At 47.6% G+C, this 12459-nt stretch carries 11 protein-coding genes; 4 read left to right on the top strand and 7 right to left on the bottom strand.

Annotated features, from left to right (window positions below; translation table 11 throughout):
• Nucleotides 1–157 precede the first annotated feature (157 nt).
• The 4 genes from NZ043_RS22070 to NZ043_RS22055 form a co-directional block, all read right to left on the bottom strand.
• Nucleotides 158–2404 (bottom strand): MMPL family transporter, encoded by a 2247-nt coding sequence (locus NZ043_RS22070; RefSeq protein ID WP_339309234.1) that lies wholly within the window; start codon nt 2402–2404, stop codon nt 158–160.
• A 108-nt stretch (nt 2405–2512) separates the two neighbouring features.
• Nucleotides 2513–3667, bottom strand: coding sequence for a type III polyketide synthase (locus tag NZ043_RS22065; RefSeq protein ID WP_339309233.1), 1155 nt, complete (start codon nt 3665–3667; stop codon nt 2513–2515).
• Nucleotides 3668–3900: 233 nt separating this feature from the next.
• A complete protein-coding gene (locus tag NZ043_RS22060) occupies nt 3901–4521 on the bottom strand; it encodes a flavin reductase family protein (protein ID WP_249910932.1) in 621 nt (206 codons plus the stop codon).
• A gap of 157 nt (nt 4522–4678) precedes the next feature.
• On the bottom strand, nt 4679–5677 hold the full coding sequence (locus NZ043_RS22055) for an ABC transporter substrate-binding protein (RefSeq protein WP_133384493.1): 999 nt from the start codon (nt 5675–5677) through the stop codon (nt 4679–4681).
• Nucleotides 5678–5903: 226 nt separating this feature from the next.
• On the opposite strand from NZ043_RS22055, the gene NZ043_RS22050 reads away from it, so the two are divergent.
• Nucleotides 5904–6548: a hypothetical protein gene (locus tag NZ043_RS22050; RefSeq protein WP_133384492.1), complete on the top strand. Its 645-nt coding sequence runs from the start codon at nt 5904–5906 to the stop codon at nt 6546–6548.
• Nucleotides 6549–6685: 137 nt separating this feature from the next.
• Here NZ043_RS22050 and NZ043_RS22045 read toward each other — a convergent pair whose 3' ends face one another.
• Together NZ043_RS22045 and NZ043_RS22040 are read right to left on the bottom strand one after the other, a co-directional pair.
• Complete coding sequence (locus NZ043_RS22045; protein WP_339309232.1) at nt 6686–7921, bottom strand: multidrug effflux MFS transporter; 1236 nt, start codon at nt 7919–7921, stop codon at nt 6686–6688.
• 6 nt (nt 7922–7927) lie between these two features.
• Nucleotides 7928–8671, bottom strand: a complete 744-nt coding sequence (locus NZ043_RS22040) for a GTP pyrophosphokinase family protein (protein WP_062834047.1) — start codon at nt 8669–8671, stop codon at nt 7928–7930.
• A 433-nt stretch (nt 8672–9104) separates the two neighbouring features.
• Here NZ043_RS22040 and NZ043_RS22035 point away from each other — a divergent pair, with 433 nt between their 5' ends.
• Both NZ043_RS22035 and NZ043_RS22030 read left to right on the top strand, forming a co-directional pair.
• Nucleotides 9105–9794, top strand: coding sequence for an alpha/beta fold hydrolase (locus tag NZ043_RS22035; RefSeq protein ID WP_339312827.1), 690 nt, complete (start codon nt 9105–9107; stop codon nt 9792–9794).
• Nucleotides 9795–9879: 85 nt separating this feature from the next.
• On the top strand, nt 9880–10596 hold the full coding sequence (locus tag NZ043_RS22030; protein ID WP_339309231.1) for a YoaK family protein: 717 nt from the start codon (nt 9880–9882) through the stop codon (nt 10594–10596).
• Between the two features lie 115 nt (nt 10597–10711).
• Here NZ043_RS22030 and NZ043_RS22025 read toward each other — a convergent pair whose 3' ends face one another.
• Nucleotides 10712–11608 carry a LysR family transcriptional regulator gene (locus NZ043_RS22025; RefSeq protein ID WP_091031383.1) on the bottom strand — a complete coding sequence of 299 codons (897 nt, stop codon included), beginning with the start codon at nt 11606–11608 and terminating at the stop codon, nt 10712–10714.
• Between the two features lie 132 nt (nt 11609–11740).
• Here NZ043_RS22025 and NZ043_RS22020 point away from each other — a divergent pair, with 132 nt between their 5' ends.
• The gene (locus NZ043_RS22020) at nt 11741–12451 is read left to right on the top strand and encodes an O-methyltransferase (RefSeq protein WP_339312825.1); all 711 of its coding nucleotides are present in this window, start codon (nt 11741–11743) and stop codon (nt 12449–12451) included.
• The last annotated feature ends 8 nt before the right edge of the window (nt 12452–12459 follow it).

The raw sequence follows: 12459 nt of genomic DNA, 5'->3' as shown, positions 1-12459 counted from the left end.
ACGTAGATGAAATACTATCTTATGGAATTAATCCCATCCATTATAGAACATCTAGGTCAGCCATGAATTGAACATGTTTGCCTGTTTTGAATGGAATCACACGATTTCTAGCCAAAAAGGATATCTCCAACCTGAAGACAGGTTACGGAAATACCCTTCATTTTATCTGACCTGGCAGCCACCAGTTCCACCTGCCCATTAATTTCATGAGCGCAGGTACCAGTATTAGACGAATCAACGTAACATCAATCAACACCGCTGCCGTGATTCCGATCCCTAACTGCCTCACACCTGCGACTTCAGCAAAAGCAAACGGCACGGTCACCGCAAGCAGAATTGCCGCTGCGGAGGTAACCAGACGGCCTGTAGAAGCCAATCCCTGTTGGACAGCCACATCACTGTCTCCGGTTCGTCTATACACTTCCTGAATACGGCTCAGCATAAACACACCATAATCCATGGATATGCCAAACACCAATCCTGCAATGAATACAGGAATCATAATGGCAATGGCTGACGACTCCATACCCAGATGTCCTTCATTGAACACCCACACCAATATGCCAAATGAAGCGGCTAAGCTGAGCAGATTCATCACAATTGCCTTGATTGGAATGAGCATCGATCGGAATGCCGCCAGTAACACAAGATAATTGGTGACCACTACAAATACCAGCACTTTGGGCAGTTGACTTGTGACTTCCTGCATTATTTCATACTGCTTGGCAGCTTCCCCACCATAACGTATTTTTACGTTGTTGAAACCTGGTGCATGATCGCTATTCCTCATTCGTTCAAGCCAGTCTGCAACCTGTTCCGAACCAGGCCCCCCGTGCACGGTGGCTATCAATCGTATGGAATGCTCAGAGACCGTTGAACGCAGCCATGCCGTCCTTGTTGACTGTTTGCCTTCTATGGAAGGAGTGAGCGACGACGGTGGGATCCGAAAAAGACTTTGCGAGCCAGTTTGATTCGGCTGTAATAGGCCCCATGGTGAAACAATGCTCAATACGTCTGAGTCCTGCAGTAGTTGACGGGCTTTGTTGTGGGCCATCTGCCAGTGTGAGGCAGTCAACCGTTCCTGCTGTCCGCCAATCAGAATCTCGATAGCGGAGTTGTCCTTTTGCCCCAGATCATATTGCAACTGCTCTGCTGCCTGGCGGGACTCCATTCTCTCTGGCAGTGAAGAAGCATCCGGGACAGACAGTTCCAACCGGGTCACTGGATAGACGCACAGAAGCAGCACAACGGTACCTCCAATGGCCATACTGACTGGTCGTTTCATGACCATTGCTGACCATCTATGCCAGACCGAGCTTCTGGGTAACCAATGGACTAACTTTCGCCTGAAGACCCGATCCGCAGACAGTGACAGCAGAGCTGGCAGCAGCGTAACATTTAACAGTAGCGATAGGAGCAGAACAATAATAGCCCCCAAGGAGACACTCAGAAACATCGGCAGTCTGATCCAGAGCAGACCCAGCAGCCCAAGGAGCACGCAAGCCGCCGAGAACAACACCGCTCTGCCTGCTGTACGTAATGTTCGCTGAAGAATCTCGCTCCGCAAAACCTCGCTCTGCATATCCAGGCTGCTGCCCGTAACGTTAGCTTTGCCTTCATCTTCATACACCCGCTGAAGTTCTTCCCTGTACCTGCTCAGGATGATCAGGGCAAAGTCTGTGCTCAGTGCCATGCCCACCATGGGAATCACATTAATGATAAAGTTGGACAATTCCAGATGATAACCAAGGAGTGACGTGACTCCCATAGCGGTAATCACAGCACTGATCCCCATCATGACAGCAATCAACGCGGCATATAGCCCCCTGAATGCAAAACACAAAACGATCAGGGCAATCGGCAGTCCCACCATCTCTGCCCGTTCCAGATCACGAAAGCTCAGATGATTGACATCCTGCTGCACGACTACCTTTCCCGTCAATTGCACCGTACCTGGACCGTCTGTTGCCAGCACGGCGCGCAACTGCTCCAGTGGGGGACCCATCTGATGCGGGGGCACATCCATTTTCACAAGGGCATATGCCCTATGGTCTTGAAACGTCACCCTTTCTCCAGCATCCAAAGGGGACGTGATAGATGTTACCTCAGGCAACACTTGAACCTGTGTCAAACGATCCTTGATCCACTGCCGGAACTGTAAAGGCGAGGTATTTTCCTTTTTCTCAAAAACCAGAATAACCGGATCAGCAGGAGAACCGAATTCGTCCTCCAGAACAGCTTCAACTGCTTGAGCATCGCCGTGAACCCGTTTTAATCCGTGATCTTGAACAATATCAGGTAACTTATATGCCCAGACCGCTGACATCCCGATGATAAATACCCAGCAGAGAATAATGAACCGCGGATATCGGCTGATGAAGGCAGCAAGTCTGCGATAACCCATACCTAAGCTCCTCTGCGATCAGATTAGTCATTCGATTATGTTCATCGGTAAGATCATAAGCACATTCATACACTTGCGGTGTATGTCTCCTTCACTCGGGTTCGCGAACTATTGGATACCATGATTCACAGGTGTTCTGTTCGCTATGGGGGCAGGGATGTATGTAAAAGGAAGTAACTCTGCTGTTAATCCCGGGCCAAAGGCCAGCGCTATCCCACTGGAATGCTCTTCCTTCTGTCTGTAATCCTCGCGGATGGCTTGAAGAACAAAAAGAATCGTCACGGACGACAGGTTGCCATAATCCCGCAGGATGTTTCGGCTGTAGGAGACCTGCTCATCTGTCAACTGATATAGCTTCTGAACGGCATCCACGATGCCTCTGCCTCCCGGATGGATCGCCCATATTTCCGGTAAACTGCTACCCTCTAGCAACCGTTCTATCTCTGGACCGAGATGCAAACCAAGCAACTTCGGAATCTGTGGTGACAGGTAGAGATCAAAGCCTGTATTGCCCACTTCCCAGATCATTTCTTCGGCACAATCCGGGAGCAGCGTTGAGTGCCCACGACCTAATTGAAAACATTCATTGTGGTCTGTTCCGGACGCACCAATAACACAGGCAGAGGCACCGTCTCCGAAAAACGATGCGGCATACAGGTCGTCCCGTTTGGCAGATGGCTGAAAGTGAAGTGTGCATAGTTCCACACACACGATGAGAACTGTAGCCTTCTGATCTGTCGTTACAATGGAATTCGCCAGTTGGATCGCCTTCAGACCGGCTGCACATCCTTGAAACACCAGTGGAATCCGGTTGATCTGCGGTGAAAGTTCAAGCTGCTGGATCAGCCGAACATCAAGTCCGGGCAGGAATTGCCCCGTGCAACTCACCGTAATGAGATGTGTAAGTTCCGAGGAGGATATGTCTGCATCGTGAAGGGCCTGTCCGGCCGCTTCCAGACCAAGTGGAACAGCAGCAGCTTTGTATTTTGCCATACGCTCGGCTGTAGTCGGGACTTCCTCCACAGAAGTAAAGGGTAAATATCGGCAAGCCTCCACAGGCTCAAGCAGATTCGGTTCACATGTATAACGAGTCTCCACACCGCACTGATTAAAGATTCGCTTCGCCCATCTTCTCGCATCCGGCTCATGTTCCAGCGCCTGTGCGAGACGGGCAGACACATCCTTTTGCTCAATACGGTGGGCAGGCCACGCCGTTCCTATTCCCATAATACTTGCCCCAGTTGTTGCCTCAAGCTGGTTCATCGGCTTAACCTCCTATATCGTACGTGTTCAAAAGTAGGCTTTTTAAACAACCTATATATAAAATAGGTTCATATGACATATGTGCAGGATATAGTACAAGTCTATTCACTACCTGTCCTGTTTATGTTCATATTAACAAGCAAAGGCGGACAACATATGCGAGTTTCGCACGTGCTGTCCGCCTTTGCTACCGGATTAAACCCATTCCTTATTACATATTCGATCTGTCAGAACTATTCAGGTCGAATCACCGTGAATCTCTCCCCAAGCTTGGCATAATCATTACCCGCCAGTCGGCTGACTGGTTTCAAATGATCCATCAGGATATAGCCCTTGTCCGGATTGTAGACTTGTTCGCTGAAATGATACTGTACAATACGTACCAGCAGCAAGTCGCTCGTGGGTTTGCCCTCATCATTCGTGATGGGAATGTGCTGATACAGCTCACACTCCATCCGAATGAGTGCTTCCTGAATTCCTGGCACAGCAACCTTGGTACTTGGCACTGTAGTAAGTTTTGTCCGCTCTAACTCACTTTCGTGGGGTTCCAGTATGGCTGCTGTCTCATTCACTTCTGTTATGATTGCTTCATCACAGATATGCACGACCAGTTCTTGATGAGCAAGCACATTACGTGCAGTATCTTTCATGGCACCGTCTTTACGTGCAATGGATATGGATAACAGCGGTGGGTCCGAACTAACCACATTAAAGAAACTAAAAGGCGCTGCATTAATTACACCATTCTCATCTGAAAGTGTCGTCACAAAAGCAATTGGACGTGGTACCACCGAACCACTCATCAGTTTATAATTGTCTCTTCCCGTTATTTCACGTGGATCCAATGTATACATATGTAAATATCCCCTTCCATGCTCATGTTACGTTAATCGTGGTTCACTTACGTTACTTCCTCGTTATTATATATCCATATCTGTTCAAAAAACAAAAAACGCCTTGATGCTCATGGCATCAAAGCGTTCAAATGACTGTTTCGCATATGTTTGGTTGTTACTTCACAATACTGCTTTGAATATCTTGCAGAATTTGCGTATTTGCTTGAACGCCACTGTACAACCAGCTGCTTGTGCTTTCAAATTCAAACACATTACCTGTCTTTACAGCAGGGATGCTCTGCCATACGGCATCTTTCAGCGCTTCTGAGCCTGCTCCCTTGTCACTGTTCACCAGGAAAAGATAGTCTGCGTCCATTTCCGCGATCTTCTCCAATGAAATCTCAGACCAGTTACCCGTTGCCTTTGCGGATGCTTCCTTCACAACATTAGGCTCTGCAAGTCCAAGTTCGTTGTACATCACTTCACCACTGGAAACATTGTTGCTTACAACATAAAACTTGTTATTGAACAACCACAACGCTGCGGCCGATTTTGTTCCTCCAGTAACAGCAGTTACTTTTTCTTTGACATCCTTTGCTTTGGCATCATAATCGTCAAGCGCCTTCTGCGCTACATCCGATTTGTTCAGAAGCTCGCCGATCTTGAGCAGAGCCTGACGCCAATCCTTGTTGACCTCATCTCCGAGTACATACGTAGGGGCAATTTTATTGTATTGTTCGTATTTCTCCCCTTCAACTGTACTTTCAGAACCCATAATAATCAGGTCTGGTGAGAAACTGGCCATGGCTTCAAAAGGTAGGTCACTTGCAATACCAGGTATGCCATTCAGATCGTTTTGCAGATAATCCTGCAAACCACTGCCGTTGTTGATGGACCACTGTGCTGCTGGCTTAACACCGAGTGTAACGAGATGGTCTTCCAGATAAGACGCGATGACACGCTCAGGATTAGCCGGGATGGTTACTTCATGTCCCATAGCATCTGTTAGTGTGCGCTCTGTCGGGACTTCTGTTTGTGTCTCTGTCTCCGTTGTTGTATCGTTCTCTCCTGCTGCTCCGTTCTCTGCAGGCTTCGCTCCACACGCGGCCAACCAGATGGACATGACCATTACCGTAATCAGAAGTAGGATCATCTTTTTATTTCTCTTAAACAATTTATTATCCCCTTTCAATATGGAAACCTTATTGGCTGTATTGGGACAGATATCAACGTTCAAAAATATTGAAACTATTATTGATACATATAATATCCGTATGTACATTTGTCCGATTCCATTGACAATGATAATTGTTATCAGTTCACTTGTCAATTCGATTATGTGGCGAGGCGATCATATACAATCTTCTTGGCGGCACTCACATATAGGCGGATGCCGCCATATGCTGAATGCAGAATACGACGACAGGAAGGATGTTCTGTACATGTATTACGAATATAACCCTTATCTAAGTTATGGAGAAGACCGTTCCTTTCAATTGCCTCCACTGTTCCCAGGAGGTGGCGGCACACCGGGTGGTCCGACGTTTCCTGGTATACCTGGCGGTCAAGGCTCCTATCCTCCATACATTCCAGGCGGAGGACCCGGTCCATATATCCCCGGAGGCATTCCAGGTACAATCCCGGGTACAGCACCGGGCGTACCTGCGCAGCTGACTCAAGGCAATCTGCCCACCCTACTTAGTGCCTATCCTCGTCCGGTAGGTCAGCCTCCGGCAGAAATGCTTTTTCTATACAACCTGATCAAAAGCAGCCCGGGTCTGCTTCCGCTCTTCCTCCAGCAACAGCCGCAAAGCCTCACTCAAGCTGTGCAATTTGCACAAACTGGTACAGCGGCACCACGAGATAACGAAGAACGTGCGCTGCCCTACTTTTGCTACAACCGATGGTCCCTTGTCTTCACATACAATGATGTCTACCTGATGTGGCCTGCGATTAATCTGTTTGGTTTTGTGGTGGGGTACTTTTATCCATTCCTCACGCCAGGTATACTGTCCAATACACAGATTTTGTTTGCACTCTGCTAAACCCGTCCTTACCTACAGCAAGAGCCCCACTTGGAAGCATAATTCCTTCCAAGTGAGGCTCTTGTTCGTTCTTTTATCCAGATGTACTTTTACATTATTAAGACTCCACAAATGCAAGGTGTGCAGAATCAGTACATTTAACTCAACACTTGTTCGTTCTGGCGCTTCCTGCCTCTACTGACCATTAGGAAGTAAATCACCAAGGCACCGAGATCAGCACACGCGATAACGATTCCCATTGGCACAGCTGTGCCTTCTCCCCCGAGACCTACGAGGGGAGCGACAATACCACCGAACAGGAACGTCATCACACCAATAAGCGCAGACGCACTGCCTGCCGACTTCTCCTGATTGGCCATCGCCAAGGCAAAGGACGCGGTATTGACCAACCCAACACTGGATACCACCAGAAATAACGGAATCAGTACAGAGATTAGATTACCTCCAGCCAGAATGGCGATGAGCAGTGAAGTTCCTCCGAGCGCCGCGGTTAGCAGCCCCGCGATTAACAGCCGGGTTTCAGATACCTTACCTGCAAGTCTTCCAGCAACCTGACTGGCCAGAATAATGCCAAGTCCGTTTATGGCAAAGCAAACACTGAACATTTGCGGAGATACCCCGTATAATTTCTGAAGCACAAACGGTGAACCGGATATGTACGCAAACATGCCAGCAGCTACAAAACCCTGGGTCAACGCATAACCCATAAACTGAGGATCCCCTGCGATTTGGCGAAACGTAATTAATGTCTGCTTCAATCCCCCGCTTGATCTGCGATTGGAAGGTAATGTCTCTCCAAGACCGAAAATGACAGCCAACAGCGTCAGTATTCCGATGAGGCTGAGCAAAATAAATACGCCGCGCCACGACGTATACGTCAACAATTGTCCACCAATGATTGGTGCAGCAATCGGGGCTACGCCGTTAATCAGCATTAACAGAGAGAAGAACCGTGTCAGTTCCGGGCCCGAATATACGTCTCTGACGATCGCGCGCGAGATGACAATCCCTGCCGCTCCAGCTACACCCTGAATGAATCGCAGCACAACAAAAGAGCCCATCGTAGGGCTGACCAGGCAAAGTATGGAGGCGATAGTATAGAGCACAAGCCCTGCAATGAGCGGTGTTCGCCGACCACGTACATCACTTAGAGGTCCGGCAAGCAACTGTCCAACCGCAAGTCCAATCATACACGCCGTCAGACTGAGTTGGGCATACGATGTAGATGAACCAAACTCATCAGCCAGCGTGGGCAATGCGGGTAAATACATATCCAGGGACAACGGCCCAAAGGCCGACAGTGTCCCCAGAATTAAAGCCATCCGTACACGAGATGTGGAGTTTGTTTTCAATGAAGCTGTTGTACTTTTCATCAAATACTACTCCCCGCTACCCAGCAGCTTGAGCAGGTTGGACGGCAGTGTGAACTGTTGATTGTTAATAATAATACGGCGCAGTTCTTCTTCATCCCGCTCGTTCTCGGCGTCCTTGATCTCCTGAATTTCACGGTGAAGTCGTTCCATCTGTTGATCCAGTGCATTTGCCGAATCTGCCGCACTCTTTAACTCTCTCGTCAAATGCTCGGGAACATCCTTATTGTATTTATAAAAAATCTTATGCTCCAGACTCGCCCAGAAATCCATCGCGATTGTACGGATCTGGATCTCCACACATGCTCGTTCTTCACCATTGGACATGTACACAGGCACTTCCACCAGAAGGTGAAGGCTTTGGTAGCCGTTTGGCTTTGGATTCTCGATGTAGTCTTTGACCTCCAGTACACGCAGATCACTCTGGTTGCACAGCATATCCTTAATGCGATAGATATCCGAGATAAAGGAACATGTAATCCGTACCCCGGCGATATCCTTGATATTTTGCTTGATGCTCTCAAATGTTAACTCATGATTTTTGCGGAACATCTTGTTCATAATGCTCTCAGGAGATTTCAGTCTGGACTTTGTATGCTCAATTGGACTGTAATCATGCAAAGACTGGAATTCTTCCTTCAGGACTTCAATCTTGGTCTCCATTTGATCCAGAGCAAATTTATAGATCATCATAAATCTGGTAATTTCATATTTGAATTTCTTGAATTGATCAATTGGATGTGGAGCGTTCATCATAGCTTTCTCCCTTTCTTTCTGCACACTAAAATTAGTTTTATAAAAATGAGGACAGTGGTCAATGCATATGCCTCCTGAACCATTATAAATCATATGGAGCCAATAAACGAATTTCTTACATTTGGGCTGGCGATTTAGCCTGGAAGGTATGGGAACTTGTTTTACGCGCATCCTATAGAAGCATGCCTGTTATTTGGCCCGCAATTATTAATAAAAGAGGTGGATTTTACTGCTCTATCAAGTGACGTATTCGTCCGATACGCTTCGAGTTAAAGCTTATTTATACCTGCCACAAGGTTGTTCATTACCTGATATCACGACATATGAAACTTCTCATCCCGGCTCTGTCTCCTCTGCCTTTCCGGAATTCGCTTCCATACATACAACTCTACATTTGCAACCACTCGCCAGCCATTACCCTGCTGCAAAAATGCATGATATCGCTCACACACAGGAACAGTGGCCTGTGCTGATCTATTGTCGCGGCGGACTTGGCAGCTATGGCGGGGTAAATACTGTTTGGCTTGAGCAATTTGTACATAAAGGTTATATCGTGTTCGCCCCATCCTATCGTGGCAACGAAGGCGGTGAGGGTCGTGACGAGTATGGCGGAAGAGATGCCGAAGATGTGCATGCCGCTTATCGGTTGATCCAGCGTTTACCTTTTGTCGACCCGACTCGGATATCGTTAATGGGGTTCTCCCGTGGAGCCATTAATGCTGTACATACCGCAACTACCTATAATGAGGGACCGGACAAAGTACATAAGTTAGTTCTTTGGAGCGGTGTCACCGATGTGGAACGCACTTACCATGAGCGAACCGACCTGAGGCGCACATTGAAACGTGTGCTGGGTGGCTCCCCACGCGCAGTTCCGGAAGCTTATCTCGCCCGTTCTCCCTTGTCAAAAGCAAACAAACTATCTTGTCCCGTGTTAATCATGCATGGTACATCAGATACACAGGTGAATTACAGTCACGGAACCCGAATGTATCACTGGCTTAAGCGCCGAGGTGCAGACGTCACATTTCACGCTTATGGCGGGCAGGATCATCATTTTCACGAGAAAATACATGAGTCAGCAGTGAACAATATGTTTGATTGGCTCGCTGCACCTTAAGTCTTGCGCTATGAATTCATTTTGAAGAAGCATGGGTTATGGCTGTATACTAGAGGGGCTAGGTTTTTTTGAAAGGACGGATAGGATGAATCAAAGTACCCTCCAAAAATACGCCATGCTGCTTCTCTGCATGTCTGCCGGAATGGTAGATCTGATCGGATATCTGGGACTGGGGCATGTGCTCACAGCCAATATGACGGGAAATATTGTACTGCTCGGTATTGCCATTGCCCGTGCTCAGGAATTTGTTGTGCTGCGGTCATTGCTTGCTCTCATTGGTTTTATTGCTGGCAATGCCATTGCAGCACATATGGTCGGACATGTGCAGACCAAAAATGGCTGGTCTTCCAAGGTCACAGCTGTATTTACTGTTGAAAGCATATTGCTCCTGCTGTTCGCGATCGCTATGATTAGTCCATTTTCAGAACAACTGTCTTATCTGTTAATTGTCATCCTAGCCGTTGCAATGGGGATGCAGACAACTGCGGCACGCCGCATTGGAATTGCTGGCATCTCAACAACCGTACTCACCAATAATTTGGCCGCTGTGGTTGAAGATACCGTAAGCATCCTCAAAGAGCTGCGACATGCCAATATCCGATCGTTAGCCAAAGCCTTGTCCACAGACTCCTACCTTCGTGCAGGTGCTGTTGTCATCTATTTGGTCGGCGTCATTGCAGCCGCATTGTTATTCCACCGTGTGCCCATGATTGCAGTCTGGATTCCTGTCCTGATCATTGGCGGCGTAACCCTATACGCCCGATTACATGCATGGGGAACTTCACAACAAAGCGAAAGTTAATAGTTAAAAAGAACCTATTCATTTTCAAGAGGATGTTCAAAAATCCGCTTTAGGGTACTGAAAACTGGTCTTTTTGAACACGTATTTTAAGTTATTTTAAGTACAGTCACGCTATTTATTTCATCAAAGCAGCTTCTTGGCGGATAAGCTTGACCAGATGCTGTGCAGCAGGCGATAATACCTCCCCGGCTCGTGTACATACGGCAACCGTATTTCTCAGCTGTACACCTCGAACAAACACACGTGCCAGCCTGCCTTGCTGCACATCTTCGTTCACAACCAAAGAAGATATAAAGTTGGCCCCATAACCTGCCTTCACCGCACTAATCGTTTCGTTCAGTCCGTTGAACTGAAGCGCAATGCGGGGAGCGGCCAGGTTATTTGTTGTGCAAAGGGAAACGAGTCTCTCACGCGTGGCACTGCCTTCTTCGCGCATGATGAACGGCTCTGCCATCATCTCATGCAGCTCGATTTCTTTTCCCGCATACGGATGGTCAGGGTGCACAACAAACCACATCTCATCGTCAAACAATTCATCCCATTGCACACCTGCATGTGTAATGCCACTTCCACCATACACTGCAATCTCTGCCTCATAACGAAGCAACTGGTCAAAAGCCATCCGGGTGTTGGTTGTGCTCACAACAATCTCCACATCCTCGTGCATTTGCTTAAACCGCGCAATCCAGCCAGGCAACAGAAAATTCGAAGGCAAGTAGGTTGCCGTAAGACGGATTAGTCCTTTCTTGCCCTCCCGAAAATCCTGCACAAAATTCTCGACATCCTGCTCCAGCATGAACAGACGTTCCGCATATCCTGTTAACTGTAACCCCGCATCCGTAAGCACCAGTCTTCTTCCCTCCGAAACAAAAAGCTGGATTCCCAATTCACGTTCAAACTTCTTCACCTGAGAAGATACCGCAGGCTGACTAATATTCAGTTCCTCTGCGGCACGAGTGACTCCGCCATATCTCACAATGGCATGAAATAATCGTAATCCATGCAGATTCATGTTTACACCTCTTCCATGTCAATTACATAATCTAAATATATATTAACATACATAATATATATTTTATTTATATATCCACTCCATCTATAGTTGAAATATGAAATCCAATACATGAAACAAAGAAAGGAACATATGAAGATGAAAAATATTAATACGACCGACCTACAGCATACCTGGACTCAAGTCGACGATTACATGAATGATCTGCTGATTCCATCAGATACCCTGCTGGAACATACACTGCAAAGCAATGCCGAAGCTGGACTCCCTGCTCATGACGTAACACCAAATCAAGGAAAGTTACTTCAGCTCCTGCTGCAAATCCAAGGCGCATCCCGTGTACTTGAAATCGGCACATTGGGTGGATACAGTACCATCTGGATGGCAAGAGCGCTGCCTGAACACGGATGCATCGTCTCACTGGAATCGGAATCACACCATTCAGACTTGGCCCGAGCCAATCTCACACGAGCAGGACTGATGCACAAGGTTGACCTGAGAGTTGGTCCTGCTCTGACCACCCTTCCCGATGTTCAGGAAGAATACAGGGAACCGTTTGATATGATCTTCATCGATGCAGACAAACCGAGTAATCCCGATTATCTGAGATGGGCCCTGCGACTGACTCGGCCGGGAAGTCTTATTATTGGTGATAATATCGTTAGGGACGGTGAAGTGATCCGCGCAGACAGCACGGACCCCAGAGTTCAAGGCGTTCGATCCTTCCTGCAATTAATTGCCGATAACCCCCGCCTTGAAGCTACAGCACTGCAAACCGTCGGTAGCAAAGGTTACGATGGATTCGTCATCGCTCGTGTGATTGATACCCCTATACCAAAATAAACAGTGGT

Source organism: Paenibacillus sp. FSL k6-2145 (assembly GCF_037976585.1).
Classification (GTDB): Bacteria; Bacillota; Bacilli; order Paenibacillales; family Paenibacillaceae; genus Paenibacillus.
This window is presented reverse-complemented; position numbering and strand designations above follow the sequence as displayed.